Genomic DNA, 16831 nt, shown 5'->3' with positions numbered 1-16831 from the left:
TGTTAAAAATTGGTTTAATCTCGGCTACTCGCCACTTATCACAATCACAATTAGCTGGCTGGGGCCGTGTGCACCATAAGCTAAGGTTTGCTGAATATCGGCGGTTTTAGACGGCCCCGATATCAGCACTACGTTACTTGGTAATCCTTTATGCCAATGTTGCTCGCTGATTAATTGGCTAAAATTATCGACAATTTGGCTGGCTTTAATCACAGCCACATGACACGGCGCAATCAGCGATAAGCTGCGGGGCTCATCTGCACTGGGTTTAAGCACTAAAGTGCCGGTATCGGCAATACCGGCTGCACAGCCAGTAAAAGTGACATCGGTACTATCAAACAAGGCGGTTTTTAACTGCTCAAAAGGCTGCAAAAAGTGGTTTAGTTGTAAGTTATCGGCAAGCGCTAAACTAAAAGCTTTGCTCCATTCGCCGCCTTCCCCACATAGCGCAGTTTGCCATTGATGCTGTTGCTGTAACTCCAGCAAACAAGCTGATAATTGCTTAGCATTGTCTAGGATAATTACATCAGTATGGGCGGCCATTAAGCTTTGTTCAAAACGGGCTAAAGCCTGCTCTGGTGAAGAAGCCTGCCAGGCATTAGCACTGGTTTGGTTTGTCGGCGCTAAGGCCGCTACTGCAGCCAAGCGCTGCATAATGTTTTGCTTGGCACTTGAGTTACTCATCGCCATTAGCGTGCCCCCCAGTTGCTGAACGAGTTACCGACTTGCTAGCGCGGCGCTTCATAGTTTGGTGAAAGGTTTGGCTGGCTAACTCAGGTTTATTACGACAACGGGTCCACTCTCCCATTGGCATAGGTAAATATTTGGCAAGTTTTACACCAACAGCCATAGCCCAATTGTAGATACTAGGATGAGTACTCAACCAAGCCCACATCCGCCACGCGGTGTGCTCTGCCCAACTAGCGGCACTCGCTTGCCCTTTCAAACTTGGCGTTTGCTCTGCAGCGGGCAGCTTTGCATCGTGGCGCAAGCGCTGCAACAAACTAGGAATGGGGATCTTAACCGGACACACTTCTTCACAGGCACCACACAAGCTTGAGGCGGTTACTAGGTCACTGGTTTGCGCTAAACCCTGTAAATGGGGCGAAATTATTTTCCCAATAGGGCCTGGGTAAGTGGTGCCGTAAGCATGGCCACCAACGCGGGTATAAACCGGGCAATGGTTCATACAGGCACCGCAGCGAATACACTGCAGGGTTTTACGCAAGGCTTCGTCGGCATAGGCTTGTGAGCGACCATTATCGAGCAATACCAAATGCACTTCGTTTGGCCCGTCTCGCTCTGGCGCACGTCGTGGACCAGAGATCATATTGAAGTAAGTGGTAATATGCTGGCCTGTCGCCGAGCGAGTTAAAATGCTAAATAATGGTGGCACATCACTTAAAAACTCCACCACCTTCTCAATACCAGTAACCGCAATATGCACTGGTGGCACGGTAGTAGTCATGCGGCCATTGCCTTCGTTTTCAACCAAACATAAGGTGCCGGTTTCAGCCACCGCAAAGTTCACCCCAGATATGCCCACCTCTGCTTGCTTAAACTTGGTGCGCAAAGCTTCGCGGCCGGTTTGGATTAACTTGTCTACCGATAAGGTGTAATCGAAGTCTTTAATATGTTGCTGAAATAAATCGGCTACTTGCTGCTTATTTTTGTGAATGGCCGGCATGATAATGTGAGATGGCGTTTCTTTGGCCAGCTGCACAATGTACTCACCCATATCGCTCTCTACACATTCAATGCCTAGGCCTTCTAGATGTTGGTTAAGCTCGATCTCCTCGGTCACCATGGATTTACCTTTAACGACCTTAGTAGCGCCTTGGCTTTGAATTAACTCGGCAATTAACTGTTGAGCTTGCTTGGCATCTTCAGCCCAATGCACTTGTATGCCATTGGCTTGGCAGTTTTTCTCTAACTGCTCTAGTAGCTGCGGTAACTTGCTTAAACAGCGTTGGCGAATGTTCTCGGCGTGTTCACGCAATTGTGCGAGCTCTTGCGGATCGCTAAACGCGTCTTTGCGCTTTTGCTGCAAGTAATCCATAGCGCCGCGAAAGTTACTGCGTAAGGTTTGATTGGCTAAGGCATCGCTAGCTTGTTGTTTAAACTGGCTAGCCTGGTAATGCTGTACACTCATGCTTTAGCTTCCTTGGTGCGTTGCCATAAAAAGCTCGCGAGGTGCTGGCCGTTAAAGCGACTGGCTTCTCCTCGATAGGCCAAATGTCCGTTAATGTTAGCTAAGCAGCCCCAATCGGCACTCACTAAATAGCTGGCACCAGAGCCTTGCAAATGCCTGGCTTTGTCTTCCACCATGGCTTGGCTTATCTCGCTATGGCGCAGTGAGAAGCTGCCGCCAAAACCACAACATTCGCTTTCGTATTCAGCTTTTTTAAGTTCTACTTTATCCAGCTGAGACAGCAAAGCTTGCGAGCTGGCATGGACTCCCAACTCTCTTCGCCCGCTGCATGAGGTGTGTAACACAACCGAGGTTGAGGGCCCTTGGTCGTGTAATTTTGCCCGGCAAACATGGGCTAAAAATTCGCTAAACTCAAAAACCCGTTCAGCAAATGCTTCCGCTTGGTCGGCGTAAATATCATCATTAGCAAATAAGTGGGGATAGTGTTTAAACATCATTCCGGCACAAGAACCCGACATCACGACTATTGGATAATCTTCGGGAAATAGTGCCATTTGGCTTAGGGCAACGGTTTTTGCTTGTTCTTGGTAGCCAGAGGTATAGGCAGGTTGGCCACAGCAGCTTTGTTTTTCTACCCAAATAACCTCTACCCCTTCTCGTTCAATTAGCTCTATGGCGGCAATGCCTCCATCGGGATCGAGCAGGTCTAGCAAACAAGTTGCGTAAAAATACACCTTACTGGGTTTGCTGGGGTATATCCTTAATCCCGTTTGACTCATCCCTTTCCCTTACTAATAAACAACCAGCTATAAAACAAGGTTTAGCATTTCAGCTTTGATTTTAGTTAATCCTGCTCCGGCGGAAATCAGACCTTAGTACAAGTAAACCGTGAAGTACCAAGCAAGCCTTAGCTAAAACCACACTTTTAATTAACATTTACTTTACACCTTGGTGATTTATCCATATATAGAAACAAAGAAATTAATTATTTCCAAAATATGCCAAATGTAGATGATTTGATTTTATTTGCCGACGTGGTTGAGCAAGGCTCGTTCTCTCGGGTTGCAGAACAGCGCGGGTTAACTAATTCGGTAGTGAGCAAGCGCGTGGCTCGTTTAGAGCAGCAACTGGCGGTGCAACTGCTCTATCGCACTACCCGTAAACTCACACTCACCGAGGCTGGCCAAGCACTATATAGCCAAGCCAAACACATTGCGCTTAGTGCACAAGAAGCCTTTGCCGAAGTAGGCGAATATGGCGAAAGCCTAAGCGGCAAGATCCGCATTAGTGTGCCAACTATTTCGGGGGAACTGCTGCTTGCCGAAGCCTTAGCAGCATTTAGCGAACAACACCCAGAAATTAGCATTGAGATGTCGATGGATAATCGCTTTGTAGACTTGCTAGAAGATGGATTTGATTTAGTGATTCGCACCGGTAGCTTGCCTGACTCATCGTTAATTGCCAGGCATATTATTGACTCGCATTGGGTGGTGGTAGCCAGCCCAGCTTACTTAAAACAGCATGGCACTCCAAAAGCCCCAGATGAGCTTAAACAACATCGCTGCTTAAGTTATAGCTATCAAGAAGGTGGCGCCGAAGATTGGTTATTTAAAGTGAAAGAGACCACTCAAGCCATTCGCATTAACAGTGGCTTTAGCACCAACAACGCACGAGCATTACGCAAAACCGCGTTAGCTGGGCATGGTTTAATTTATGTGCCACGCTGTTTGGTGTACCAAGATTTAGCCAAACAAGACTTACAAGAAGTGCTAACGGGCCAAGCTGCAAAGGTGCTAGGCATTTACGCCATGTACCCTTTTACCCGCCAGCAGCCGAAAAAAATCAAATTGCTTATTGAACATATTCGACAGCAATACCTAGCCATTTCGGAGTATTTTTAGGCATTAAGCACAAAATGATCAAATAACAACCAGCGTTATTAAAATGCCCTCTATACTTTGCTTAAGCCAATAAAACGCTTGAGTAATAATGCCAACTCGATTGTTAATACTAAGCTTTTTGTTTACGCCTTTTTTCATTAATGCAGCGGCATTGATGAAAGTAGCCGTGCTCGACTACGACCTTGACTCCGGCGAAGATGAGCCCGGTTTAGATTATTTGGTAGAGGCCGCCGCGCAAATAGATATTGAGCTGGAACTTATCCCGCTGCCGGAAGCGCGTGCCCACCGCTTAGTGCAAAATGGTGAGCTAGACGGAGAGGCTTTCCCCTACGAAATTCCTACCCGTGATTCCAGCCACATGATAAAAATAGATGTGCCCATCGAGAGCTCATCATTATGGATTTGGGTTCCGCACGACCAAAACTGCGTGAATGACCCAAACCAGCTAAGTAACTTTAAGCCGGTAGGTTTAAATGGAATACCCTACTTTGATATCTTTTATCAATTGTCAGAAATGGGGTTTGAGAAAGTATCTACTCCGCACATAATGGTGGAGATGCTTCGCCGCGGCCGCGCAGATTACTTCCCAGCAACCAAACGCTCCATAGAGTTCTTACTTGATGAAACCGATCAGGCGCTAATTAAGCCTTGCTTTAATGAGCCCTTCATTACCATAACCAGCTACTTTTACTTGAATGAAAAACATCACGCAATTGCCGATTTGTTTCAACAAGAACTCGCCGAAGTAGTAAGCCTTCACCCCGACGATGACGACGATTAAACACTTAAGCTAAAGCGCTAATTCCTTTTAGAAAAACAAGTAAATACCGCTCAAGACTAGAGCCTAAGCAAAAGTACTGGTAGTGTTCGTTTAAGCAATCACTTAACCATGCAGGAGCTTAGGTTTTGAGCCGTTCTTCATTCCAACAGTTTCATTGGCAGTCTCAGCAGTTTGGCTGTGCCAGCAATGACATCGATAGATTCTATTCATTACTTCATGAACAAATGCAGCGCTTAGGCATGCAACAGCAAACACTTGGTAAAATTGAAAGCTACCCTGTTGATTTATATCGCTCTGCGGCGCCCAAGCAACATTTACCTAATATTCTTATTAGCGCGGGCTTTCATGGAGAAGAAGCAGCTGGACCATGGGGAATGCTAAAGTTTCTTAGCCAGCTTAACGATGATGTATTTCTATCAGTAAACCTAAGCCTATTGCCGCTAGTAAACCCTACTGGATTTAAAGCCGGACATCGCTTTAATCAATATGGCGAAAACCCCAATCGCGGTTTTGGAGTAGCCGACGGCACCGCAATTGAAACCGAAGAAAGCTCTAAAGAAGGCAAGCTGCTTATTAAGCAACAAGCGCTGCTAAAGGCACTAAGCAGTGACGGCATACTGACCTGCCACGAAGATGTATTGCAACACCACTGCTATGTGTATTCTTTTGAACCAGAGCAAAATGCTGGGCCTTTTAGCCTAGGTTTGCGAGATAGTTTAGCGCAGTACTTTAAGGTGGCAGAGGATAACAGCATTGACGGTTGCCCACTGGACAATGGTTTGATTCACAACCATTACGATAGCTCCTTTGAATCTTGCCTAGTGCGCATTGGCGCTAAACACGGCGCGTGCAGCGAAACCCCTGCACTAGAAGACTTTGACCAGCGCATTAATGCTAACTGCGCTGTGATGCAACAGTTTGTTAGTTCAAGCCAATAACTAAAAAGCTGCTAACTAGGGGCTGTTGATCTTTGCTGATGGTTTTTGCAGCAATTTATTAGCCATTTAGGCAAGGCAGTGAGTGTGCAGTTAAGTGGGCTTAATAATCACTCGCTAACGCTGAATAAATGGCTAAGAAATGCTGCCCGAAAGGTTCGGATAAGCGAACTTTACTCTTTGTTAAGCACTTCTTGCTTAGCCCACTAGGCTTCTAAGTGCTCGCCGCGATTAAAGCCCGCTTATCTCGAACAAAATTTCAACACCAAAGATCAACAGACCTTAGCCTCTGCTGGGGGATTGTTTTGTAGCTCAAGCTGCATTTCAATGACCCCATCTTCCAATTCAAACTTCACTTTAAAACCAAGGTGTTTGGCTAAACCCGCCATGCCACGGTTTTGGATCATGGTCATGCCACTTAAGGTTTGGGTGCCCATTTGTTGATAGTAGCGAATCATCTTTTGCAGCAAGTGTTTACCTAAACCTTGGCCTTGCAAATCGCTTCTCACCACCATGGCAAACTCGGCATCTAAGTTGTCGGGATCGATGCTGGCGCGCACTACCCCTAGTATCATCCGGTCGTCTTCGGCTTGCTCATCTACCGCAATAAAGGCCATTTCTCGGGCGTAATCAATTTGAGTGAGCAAAGCCATTTCTTCATGGGTCATTTGCCCACGCGCGCCAAAGTAACGCTTGTAGCGATCTTCTTCGGTAAGTGATGAATCGAAAGCTAAGTGGTTAGGCTCGTCTTCAGGCAAAATTGGGCGAAGTAATACTTTGGTGCCACTTTTGGTCTGGCAATACTCTTCCAGCTCTTTGGGATAAGGGCGAATAGCAAGGCGCTGGCTTGAACGCTGATCGGTTTTTTGCAAACGCATATTCACGTCAAGCAAGGTTATGTTATCGCCAGCAGCCAGCACCGGATTAAGATCTAAGCGGGCAATCTCTGGGCAATCGATAATCAAGTTTGATAGCCGAGTTAACATGCTGCAGAGCGCCTGCATTTTCAATCCGTTAGGCAAGCGCCTGTCTCGTATTTTTTCTGCTTTAAGTGCCGAAATAACTAAATAACGCGCCAAACTCATATTAAGTGGCGGCAGGGCCACCGCTGCATCTTGGGTTTCGTCCCACTCAGAGCCGCCTTCGCCCAAGAAAATAGCAGGGCCAAATACTGGGTCATTAATTACTGCCACACGCAGCTCTTGTGCGCCAGCAGTTAAGGCCATTCGTTGCAGGATCATGCCTTCAACCTTGGCTTGTGGGTAGGCTTGCTTAACCCTGTCGAGCATCGATTCTGCGGCTATTTCTAGCTCATGCTGGTTATTAATATTTAAGCTCACCCCATGCACATCAGATTTGTGCAGTATATCGGGCGACTGAATTTTTAAGGCTACCGGGTAGCCAATGGTGTCGGCGCAACTAATGGCTTCTTCAACATTGTGCACAAACCAAGTATCGATAGTTTGCAAGCCATAGGCATGCAACAAGGGCTTGGCATCATGAGTTTCCAGCACAAAAATATCTTTAGCAATCGCATGCTGGAGCAACTGCTTAGCATCTTGATCAACTAAGGTTTTGTCGGTAGTGCTGGGGGTTTCTGACAACAACTTTTGGTTGCGACGAAACTCAACCATATGCATGAATGCTCCCACAGCCCCTTCGGGGGTGCGGTAGGTAGGAATGCCTGCTTTAGTGAAGGCCAGCCGGCCAGAATAGGCGGTTTCTTCCCCCATCCAATTGGTAAGTATATTGAGGCGACGCGCCTTGCTGTCTTGCTTTATCACATTGATTAAAGCATCGGCGGTGGACTCTGCCCCCGCCAGCGCCGAAGGTGCGTGCATTAGCAGCAATGCGTCTGCTTCGCCTGAACTTGCAACAATATCTAAGGCTTTGGCATAGCGACTCGGGTCGGCGTCGCCAACAATATCCAAGGGGTTCTGTCCTGACCAAGCGCTTGGTAGCACCTCAGACAGCTTAGCCAAAGTATCCTCTGAGAACTCTGCCAGTTTCCCCCCGCGCTCCATTAAAGCATCTACAGCCAGCACCGCTGGTCCACCGCCGTTACTCAAAATGGCCAAACGCTCACCTTGCAAAGGATTGGCGTAAGTCAGTGTTTCTACCGCAGCAAACAGCTCATGTAAATCTTTTACGCGTAACATACCAGCACGCTTAAATGCCGCATCGTAAACCGCGTCGTTACCTACTAGTCCGCCGGTATGCAGGGCTGCCGCTTGCGCGCCTAAGCGGCTGCGGCCGGACTTAATCACCAATATGGCTTTGTTACGAGAGGCTGCTCGAGCCGCCGACATAAAGCGCTGGGTGTCCTTCACCGAATCGATATACAGCATAATCACTTGGGTTTTGGCATCTCTGGCTAAGAAGTCGAGCAGTTCGCCAAAGTCAATATCCAAGGCATCTCCCAATGAGATAAAAGATGAGAAACCAATGCCCTTATTATTTGCCCAATCGAGCACGGTTGTGCACACAGCAGCAGATTGCGACACAAAGGCTATCTTGCCTGGCTGGCTATTGGCGTGAGCGAATGAGGCATTTAATCCAATATTAGGTAGCATTAAGCCCAAGCTGTTTGGCCCTAAAATACGCATGCCGTAACGCTGGCCAAAGGCCAGAACCTGTTCCGCAATGGTTTGCTCTTGGTCGTCTAATTTAATATCTAAACCGCCGGCTGTAATAATGGCGGCTTTGCAGCCAAATTGGCCAAGCTTTTCCACAACATCTGGCAAACGGCTGGCGTTTACACAAACAATGGCGAGGTCTGGGCGCTGAGGGAGCTTCTCTATACTGGGATAAGCCAGTACACCTAACACCGCTTTATATTTAGGGCTCACCGGCATAACGGGACCATTAAAGCCGGCGCTCATTAGGTTTTTCATTACCACATTGCCAGGGCGTGAGGCACGATTAGATGCACCAATAACCGCGATAGACTTTGGCGAAAACAAATCATGCAGCTTGCGTTGACTCATTAGCGGGATCTCTTTGGCTGAACTTAAGCAATTATGCTCAAGTGTAACGTGTATCGACTAAGACTAAAGTATTCATTGTTCACACAATTTACATCGCTAGACCAAGGTAGTAGTAAGCGTGAGCTGAATAATAAGAGTGACTAGGAGCCAGATAATCTAATTACCCACAAAAAATACGACTATTGAGCAACATTACAACTACAATTAATTCAAAGTCACCCTGGTTTTTTTAAGTCGCACCAGTTTTTTATACAAACAACTGGACAAAAAGCATTTTTTTTATTCATATCTTAAAGAAACCCTGCAATTTTAAGGAAGAAAGCATGCCGTTAACCTCTATTCGAGCAATTGACTACATGACCAAAAATCCGGTTACGGTTACCCCTTCAAACTCACTATTTGAAGCCATTGATATCATGATTACCGCCAAGGTTTCTGGCGCAACCGTCATCAACGAGCGACGTGAAGTAGTTGGTGTTATTTCTGAAATTGACTGCTTACAGGCCATTTTAAAAGGCACTTATCATGGGGAGATTGGTGGTTCAGTCGCTGATTACATGAGTGAAGAAGTAGATATTATTGGTACCGACATGGATATTCTTGCTGTTGCAGAAAAATTGATTAAAGAAAAACGTCGCAGAATGCCAGTGGTGCAAAATGGCAAATTTATTGGTCAATACAGTATTCGCAGCATTCTTAATGCAGTGAAAGAATTTAATCTTAAATAACGAGTTCACTGTCTTTACTCACTAAAAAGGGCAGCTTAACTGCCCTTTTTTGCTCTTGGTAACATACCGATTAATGAACTTGGTTAACCACCATCTGAGATTGCAAACCTTCTATCTCGGCAATAATTCCTGCAGTGTTCTCACTGTCTGGCACCATGAGATCAAGCTCGGCAGTAAACACACTCCCCCCAGCTTCAGGTACGCTCATTCTATGGCATTCAAGCTTGTTAACATTAACGCCATGCCCCACTAGCAAACGCGTAATATCGTTAATTAGGCCGGGACGATCTTCTGCATCAATAACCAAACTTAATGATTCACTTTGAGATAAGTGGGCAGGTTTGCAGCCGTTAATACTTAGGTGTAAGTCATCTACCGCAAGCAAGGCTTGCTGCAAGGCCTGAGTATTTTTTTGCGGAACCTGTACTTTGAAGATACAAGCCACTTGACCATCTAAATTGACAACCCGACTACTTAACCACTTTCCTTGATGAGAGTGGGTAATATCGGCCAAGCGATTTAGTGTACCTGGCTTATCTTCACCGGTGGCAGTAACTAAAAATAGATCGCTCATACATCTACCCCTTTATGCTAAAACCTAGTTTAAGTTTATACCACCCAGCGGCAAAGGGTGTGACAAGACGCAGGATTTCAGCGGGTTAGCAGTAAAAGCTTGTAAAAATGCTAAGTGGGCAGAAAAATGCCTATTTTTTAATGAGTTTGCTTGGAATATCCAATAAAAAAGCCGACTTTCGTCGGCTCTATTTTATGCTTATTTGTTGCTATAAACACCGACATTTTTAAAACCAGCATCTTGCAAATACAAAGCTTGTAATTTGCTCATGACCCCACGGTCACAATACAGCATGTAATGCTTAGATTGGTCTAAATCGCCAAACTGAGTAGCTAACTTAAAGAATGGGATATGCTTAACTTCCACTTCTTCTAAGCTAAAGGGCTGTTGCTCTTGTTCTTCTATGGAGCGAATATCTAAAACAACCGCTTCTTTATCTTGTGCTAGCTCTTCTTCGCTAAGCACTTCGGTCACTTGCTCGTCGGCTTCTTTGGTCACATCATGAATATCGGTTATGCGGCATTCTTCTACTACCTTATCCAAAATCGCAAAGTCGAAGTTTTCTTCTTCAGCCAGTAGCTTAGACTCAACCGCTTTTACCGTTGGTTTGTTAGAAATAACGCCACAGTACTCTGGCATGGTTTCAGCAAAATCGTTGGTGCCAATATGCTTAGCCGTATCAATAATATCTTGTTTATCGGTGGCAATTAGCGGTCGAAGAATCAAGGTTTCTGACACTCGGTCAATCATGCTTAAGTTAACCAAGGTTTGGCTAGACACTTGACCTACCGCTTCACCGGTTACCAATGCGGGAATATCTAGATGCTGAGCTACTTTAGATGCTGCTCGCACCATCATACGCTTGAGAACTACGCCCATTTGGCCGTTGTCTACTTTTTCAAGTATCTCGTTCACCACTGGATCAAAGTCTACCGCAACAAACTTAACCCGATGCGACGAACCGAAGCGCTTCCAGAGGTGATGAGCAACCTGCTTAACGCCTAGCTCATGAGCGCGACCACCTAAATTAAAGAAACAGTAGTGTACTTTTGCGCCACGCTTGATGAGTTGATAGCTCGACACGCCCGAGTCAAAACCGCCAGAAATAAGCGACAATACACTTTCTTGTGTTGCGATTGGGAAACCGCCTAAACCTGGGTGCTTCTCTTGCACCAAATACATCACGTCGTCGGCGATTTCGATTTTCACCGTTACGTCAGGATTTTTTAAACGCACCCCATTGCTCTCACAATGTTGGTTTAAGCCACCACCAACGTAACGCTCTACTTCAATAGATGAGAAATCGTGTTTGCCACTGCGCTTAACCCGCACACAAAAGGTTTTGTCTATTAAACGATCTTTCCAAGCGTCAAAAGTTAACTCATAAATATTGTGTAAATCGGTATAGCTATGTTGTTTCACTTCCAAGAAGTGCACGATACCCGGTGTAGAAGAAAGCGCTTGAATCACCGCTTCGCGGTTCTCTTCGCTGTCGTTACGCGAAGTAACAACCATGCGATCCCAATCTAAACGCACTCGAATAGTTTCATCGATTGGACTAATTACATTGCGAATATTGCTTTGAAGAATTTTACTGAAGCGCTTACGAACCGGCTTACTCTTCATGGCAATTTCTGGAAATAGTTTAACGATGAACTTCATAACTCAAGGGCCTTGATAAATTTGGGCGCGAATTATACCGCGAGTTAAGGCAGCGAGCCAATATTGTTTAGTTTAGCTCGCCTTGGTAGGAATTTTGGGGAAAGTATAAATTGAGAACGTACAAAACTCGCTTAGCTCAGCTAAGCGAGTTGGCTGGTTTACTCTTCTCCAGAAACGGCTATCTCACCAGATTGAGAGGCCTTACCTTGCATAATACCGATTTCTACGCGGCGGTTACGGCGGCGATTCTCGATAGTATTATTTTTCATTAAGGGTTGAGTATCCGCTAATCCGCTCACGATTAAGCGCTCTTCGGCAAAGCCACGCACTTTAATGAGTTCATGAGCCACCGACACAGCACGCTGGCTAGATAAATCCCAGTTTGAGCGGTACAACTCTGACTCTGCTTGCTGGTTATCAGTATGGCCAGACACGGTGACAATACCAGGAATGTCTTTAATCACCTCACCTACACGGCGAATAACCGGGCGAAACTTAGGTTGTAAAAAAGCAGATCCTGAAGGGAAAGCGCCCTTCTCTCGCACCCGAATAATAATTTGCTGGCCAAGCGACTCCACTTCAATGGCGCCATCTTCAATTTGGTCACGCAACTGCTGGGCGATTCGCTTGGCCGTTTCATTTTGTTGGGCTTGGGTTTCGGACTGGCTTTGTGAGGACTGAGCTTGAGTAGCTGAAGCTCGGCCACCGGTTTGCTGGCCAGCAGCTTTTTGCTGACCACCAGCATCAGCTTCTTCGCCATCATGAAACTCAAGCTTGGCCTGAGTCATATCAATGGTTTGCTGCATGATGGTTTCGATAGGTGTTGGTTCAGGACGGCCCGGTCTAAACTCTTGCGCAATTACCGAGGTTCCTTTTGGAATATCTTTTACTTCCAGTAGGTTTTGCACACCAAAAGCATACTTCATTGAACCGGCAATTTGCTTAAACTTTAGTACGTCCATTTCCGAGAAAGCCAATAGCAATACAAAGAAGCACATCAACAGAGACATGAGATCGGCGAAGGTGCCCATCCATGCGGGCAGTCCTTCGGGGGGGCACTTGCAAGGTTCTTCCATACTGCGCTACCTACTCGTCTGTTGTGCCTAGTGAGCGTTTGCCTTCTGGCAAGTAGTTTTTCAAAACACCCTCAATCACTCGCGGGTTCTGGCCATCTTGAATACCCAATACAGCATCCAGAATCAAACTACGGTTAAGCTTTTCTTCACCCGCACGCAATAGCAGTTTTTCGCTAATAGGAATGGCCACCATGTTGGCAAGAATTGCACCATACAAGGTAGTCAACAAGGCTACCGCCATAGCTGGGCCAATGGATTTGGGGTCATCCATGTTAGATAACATGGCTACCAGACCAATCAGGGTACCAATCATTCCCATGGCTGGTGCTACATCACCTAAGGCTTTAAAAATACCGGCTCCAAATTCATGGCGCTCGGAGGTAAGCAAGATATCCTTTTCCATGGTGGCGCGCACGACGTCGGCATCATGGCCATCCACCAGCATATCGATACCTTTTTGCATAAAGGGGTTGGTGATCTCGGCTTCTTCTAGCGCCAAAAAGCCGCCTTTACGAGCGGCGTCGGCCATTTCTACAGAGCGCTCGATAAGATCGTCGGGCTTGTCAGCTTTAAACATAAAAGCCTTAGCCGCAATTTTAATCGCTCCCAAAAACTGACCTAGGTTGTATTTCATCAATACAACAAACAAGGAGCCACAAAAAACAATTAGTACCGAGGGAATGTCGATAAAAATCTCAATTCCGCCACCCATCACCATCGCCATAACAACAAAGGCGAAGGCGCCGATAATCCCAATCAGCGTTGCTAAATCCACTGCTTTTTCCTTTTAACCTGTAGCCTAGAGATTCTAATTAAACTAATACTAGTCTACTCGCAAAACAGAATCGAAGGTAATTTTGTGTTCTCATTTCAATATCTTGACCTACCAAGCTCTTCTATATTTATCGGCCAATATTAAAATACTTGAGTCGCAAGTTTGACCTACCCATACGGCTAAGGTAACTTTGCGCCAGAATACGCTTGATAGAGGCTCTAGCATGGTTGCAAAAAAACCAGAAAAGATGAAGTTTGAAGAAACCTTAAATGAACTTGAAGACATTGTTCAGCAGCTTGAACAAGGTGAGCTAAGCCTCGAAGATTCTCTTAAGCAATTTGAACGCGGCATCAGTTTAGCCAATGCAGGCCAAGCTAAGCTGCAGCAGGCTCAACAGCAAGTTGAGATACTTCGCCAAGGGCCAAATGGCGATTCACTAGAACCTTTAGTGCAGGAGCCTTCTGAGTGAATTCTAGTTTAGCTAGCACCATTGCTGACTACCAATCCCAAATAAACACCCATTTAGACAGTGTTTTAGCCAATCAAGTTGTTAATGATCCCAAACTACTAGCAGCCATGCGTCACGGTTTATTGCTAGGCGGCAAGCGAGTAAGACCGCTGTTAGTTTATTTGGTTGGGCAATCAAACAATGCGCCCAAAGACATACTTAATGCTGCAGCGGCGGCTGTAGAGTGCATTCACGCCTATTCGTTGATTCATGATGATTTACCCGCCATGGATGATGATGAGCTGCGCCGTGGCCAGCCTACTTGTCATATTGCTTATGATGAAGCCACAGCAATACTAGCGGGTGACGCCTTACAAAGCCTCGCCTTTAGCTTAATTGCTGAAGCACCGGCTAGCGACGCCCAAAAGGTGGCCATGCTAAAAATACTAAGCCAAGCGGCTGGTTATAACGGTATGTGTGGTGGTCAGGCACTAGATATTGCGGCAACCAACCAACAGGTTAGCCTAGAGCAGCTAGAAAGAGTGCACCAACACAAAACCGGTGCCATTATCAAAGCAGCGGTAATGTTAGGCGCAGTTTGTGGCAAGATTGAACAAGCAAATGAGCAGCAGGCTTTAGCTCGTTATGCAGATGCGTTAGGCTTAGCCTTTCAAGTTCGTGATGACATTTTAGATATAATTAGTGATACCGACACTTTAGGTAAACCACAGGGCTCAGATCAGGCCCTAAATAAGAGCACTTACCCGAGTTTACTGGGCCTTGAAGGCGCCATAGAAAAAGCTGAAAACCTAGGTAAAGAAGCGCTTCAAGCCTTAGAGAGTTTGCCTTACAATAGTGAGTTGCTAGCCTTATTAGCTGATTATGTCGTACATCGAAACAACTAGTCGTCAACAATAAGAATAATGATAAGCATTTTATATGACACTGAATATTAAAGATTACCCTACACTTGCTCTGGCTGACTTGCCTCCGCAACTTCGCCAGCTTGAGCAACAACAGCTACCTGAGCTGTGTGATGAACTTCGCCAATACCTTCTTAACAGTGTCAGCCAATCGAGTGGCCATTTAGCATCAGGTTTAGGTGCTGTTGAACTAACGGTAGCCTTGCATTACGTGTATAACACCCCGTTCGATAAACTGGTTTGGGACGTAGGCCACCAAGCTTATCCGCACAAAATTTTAACTGGTCGCCGTGAAAAAATGTCGACCATTCGCCAATTTAAAGGCTTGCACCCTTTCCCCTGGCGCGGCGAAAGTGAATACGATGTACTCAGCGTAGGCCATTCAAGCACTTCTATTGGTGCCGCCTTAGGTATGGCTATTGCGGCTGAAAAAGAACAGCAAGGCCGTAAAGTGGTTGCTGTAATTGGCGATGGCGCAATGACCGCAGGCATGGCTTTTGAAGCACTAAACCATGCTGGTGCTATTCATAACGACATGTTAGTGATTCTTAATGACAACGAGATGTCGATTTCTGAGAATGTTGGCGCACTGAATAATTCTTTAGCCAATATTCTTTCTGGCTCTTTGTATTCGTCGCTACGTGAAGGCGGCAAAAAAGTACTGAGTGGCATGCCACCGATTAAAGAGCTCGCTCGCAGAGCGGAAGAACACCTTAAAGGCATGGTAGTGCCGGGTACTTTGTTTGAAGAATTTGGTTTTAATTACATTGGTCCAATTGATGGCCATGATGTGAAAGGCTTGGTGCGCACTTTAAGCAATATGCGCGACTTAAAAGGCCCGCAAATTCTGCATGTAATGACCAAAAAAGGTAAAGGTTACCTACCCGCAGAGCAAGATCCAATTGGTTATCACGGGGTGCCTAAATTTGACCCTAGCCAAGACAACTTGCCTAAAAGCAAAGGCGCAGCCCCTACATTTTCTAAAGTTTTTGGTGACTGGTTGTGCGACATGGCAGCCAAAGATAAAAAGCTGATGGGAATTACGCCCGCCATGCGCGAAGGCTCAGGCATGGTGCGTTTTTCTAAAGAGTTTCCAGAACAATACTTTGATGTGGCCATTGCCGAGCAGCATGCTGTAACTTTTGCTGCAGGCTTAGCAATTGCCGGTTACCAACCGGTTGTTGCGATTTACAGTACCTTTTTACAGCGCGCCTATGATCAACTAATTCACGATGTAGCAATTCAAAATTTACCGGTTTTGTTTGCCATTGACCGTGCTGGCATTGTTGGAGCCGATGGCCCAACTCACCAAGGTGCTTTTGATTTAAGCTACCTACGCACCGTGCCTAACTTAGTGATTATGGCACCAGCTAACGAAGACGAATGTAGGCAGATGCTCTACACCGGCCACTTGCACCAAGGCCCAGCAGCGGTGCGCTACCCGCGTGGTGGTGCCGATAATACACCGGTAAATAGCGAAATGACCGCTATGGAAATTGGTAAAGCTCGGGTCATTAAAGAAGGCAAGAAAATCGCCATTCTTAACTTTGGTAGTTTACTGTGTAAAGCCGCACCAGTGGCCGAGCAACTAGATGCAACCTTGGTTGATATGCGCTTTGTTAAGCCCTTAGACGAAGCGTGCATTAAAGCCTTGGTTGCCGAGCATGATATGCTAGTGACAGTGGAAGAAAATGCAATACAAGGCGGCGCAGGCTCTGCAGTAAACGAATTCTTATTTGCTCAGCAGCTTAACCAAGTAAAAGTACTAAACATTGGCTTACCCGATAATTTTGTTGAGCAAGGTAGCCAAGAGCAAATTTATGACTTACTCGGTTTAGATAGCAAAGGCATTCAACAAAAAATTGAACGTTTTTGCCAAGCTTAAGCGA

General features: G+C 46.0%; 15 protein-coding genes. 7 read left to right on the top strand and 8 right to left on the bottom strand.

The features are described 5' to 3' along the window. Positions 1-24: 24 nt before the first annotated feature. Genes OAG1_RS06000 through OAG1_RS05990 form a run of 3 tightly spaced genes read right to left on the bottom strand, consistent with a single transcriptional unit; the run spans position 25 to position 2931 of the window. Positions 25-690, bottom strand: coding sequence for a lactate utilization protein (locus tag OAG1_RS06000; protein ID WP_338624844.1), 666 nt, complete (start codon positions 688-690; stop codon positions 25-27). Next, on the bottom strand, positions 677-2152 hold the full coding sequence (locus OAG1_RS05995; protein ID WP_338624842.1) for a LutB/LldF family L-lactate oxidation iron-sulfur protein: 1476 nt from the start codon (positions 2150-2152) through the stop codon (positions 677-679). The genes OAG1_RS06000 and OAG1_RS05995 overlap by 14 nt, the downstream gene beginning before the upstream one ends. Continuing rightward, positions 2149-2931 carry a (Fe-S)-binding protein gene (locus OAG1_RS05990; RefSeq protein ID WP_338624839.1) on the bottom strand — a complete coding sequence of 261 codons (783 nt, stop codon included), beginning with the start codon at positions 2929-2931 and terminating at the stop codon, positions 2149-2151. Before OAG1_RS05990 ends, OAG1_RS05995 begins: the two co-directional genes overlap by 4 nt. Before the next feature lie 219 nt (positions 2932-3150). On the opposite strand from OAG1_RS05990, the gene OAG1_RS05985 reads away from it, so the two are divergent. The 3 genes from OAG1_RS05985 to OAG1_RS05975 all read left to right on the top strand — a co-directional run bounded on the left by OAG1_RS05985 (position 3151) and on the right by OAG1_RS05975 (position 5772). Next, on the top strand, positions 3151-4053 hold the full coding sequence (locus OAG1_RS05985; RefSeq protein WP_338624837.1) for a LysR family transcriptional regulator: 903 nt from the start codon (positions 3151-3153) through the stop codon (positions 4051-4053). A gap of 88 nt (positions 4054-4141) precedes the next feature. Further along, positions 4142-4834 carry a hypothetical protein gene (locus OAG1_RS05980; protein ID WP_338624835.1) on the top strand — a complete coding sequence of 231 codons (693 nt, stop codon included), beginning with the start codon at positions 4142-4144 and terminating at the stop codon, positions 4832-4834. Positions 4835-4959: 125 nt separating this feature from the next. Beyond that, positions 4960-5772 carry a M14 family metallocarboxypeptidase gene (locus OAG1_RS05975; protein ID WP_338624834.1) on the top strand — a complete coding sequence of 271 codons (813 nt, stop codon included), beginning with the start codon at positions 4960-4962 and terminating at the stop codon, positions 5770-5772. A 269-nt stretch (positions 5773-6041) separates the two neighbouring features. Here OAG1_RS05975 and OAG1_RS05970 read toward each other — a convergent pair whose 3' ends face one another. After that, positions 6042-8756, bottom strand: a complete 2715-nt coding sequence (locus OAG1_RS05970; protein ID WP_338624832.1) for a bifunctional acetate--CoA ligase family protein/GNAT family N-acetyltransferase — start codon at positions 8754-8756, stop codon at positions 6042-6044. 323 nt (positions 8757-9079) lie between these two features. On the opposite strand from OAG1_RS05970, the gene OAG1_RS05965 reads away from it, so the two are divergent. Continuing rightward, positions 9080-9484: a CBS domain-containing protein gene (locus OAG1_RS05965; RefSeq protein ID WP_016402709.1), complete on the top strand. Its 405-nt coding sequence runs from the start codon at positions 9080-9082 to the stop codon at positions 9482-9484. Positions 9485-9554: 70 nt separating this feature from the next. Here OAG1_RS05965 and OAG1_RS05960 read toward each other — a convergent pair whose 3' ends face one another. From OAG1_RS05960 to pomA, 4 genes are all read right to left on the bottom strand, one after another. Beyond that, positions 9555-10058, bottom strand: a complete 504-nt coding sequence (locus OAG1_RS05960) for an ACT domain-containing protein (protein WP_016402708.1) — start codon at positions 10056-10058, stop codon at positions 9555-9557. 198 nt (positions 10059-10256) lie between these two features. After that, a complete protein-coding gene (thiI, locus tag OAG1_RS05955) occupies positions 10257-11720 on the bottom strand; it encodes a tRNA uracil 4-sulfurtransferase ThiI (protein ID WP_338624831.1) in 1464 nt (487 codons plus the stop codon). 158 nt (positions 11721-11878) lie between these two features. Further along, positions 11879-12796, bottom strand: coding sequence for a flagellar motor protein MotB (locus tag OAG1_RS05950; protein WP_040307387.1), 918 nt, complete (start codon positions 12794-12796; stop codon positions 11879-11881). 10 nt (positions 12797-12806) lie between these two features. Further along, the gene (pomA, locus tag OAG1_RS05945; RefSeq protein ID WP_221074381.1) at positions 12807-13571 is read right to left on the bottom strand and encodes a flagellar motor protein PomA; all 765 of its coding nucleotides are present in this window, start codon (positions 13569-13571) and stop codon (positions 12807-12809) included. 223 nt (positions 13572-13794) lie between these two features. Between pomA and OAG1_RS05940 the strand changes: the two genes are divergently transcribed. Genes OAG1_RS05940 through dxs form a run of 3 tightly spaced genes read left to right on the top strand, consistent with a single transcriptional unit; the run spans position 13795 to position 16827 of the window. Next, positions 13795-14040 (top strand): exodeoxyribonuclease VII small subunit, encoded by a 246-nt coding sequence (locus OAG1_RS05940; protein WP_016402704.1) that lies wholly within the window; start codon positions 13795-13797, stop codon positions 14038-14040. Beyond that, a complete protein-coding gene (gene ispA, locus OAG1_RS05935) occupies positions 14037-14924 on the top strand; it encodes a (2E,6E)-farnesyl diphosphate synthase (RefSeq protein WP_338624825.1) in 888 nt (295 codons plus the stop codon). The genes OAG1_RS05940 and ispA overlap by 4 nt, the downstream gene beginning before the upstream one ends. Before the next feature lie 34 nt (positions 14925-14958). Next, positions 14959-16827 carry a 1-deoxy-D-xylulose-5-phosphate synthase gene (dxs, locus tag OAG1_RS05930; protein WP_338624823.1) on the top strand — a complete coding sequence of 623 codons (1869 nt, stop codon included), beginning with the start codon at positions 14959-14961 and terminating at the stop codon, positions 16825-16827. The last annotated feature ends 4 nt before the right edge of the window (positions 16828-16831 follow it).

The organism is Agarivorans sp. OAG1, assembly GCF_037076485.1.
GTDB classification, from domain to species: Bacteria; Pseudomonadota; Gammaproteobacteria; order Enterobacterales; family Celerinatantimonadaceae; genus Agarivorans; species Agarivorans albus.
This window is presented reverse-complemented; position numbering and strand designations above follow the sequence as displayed.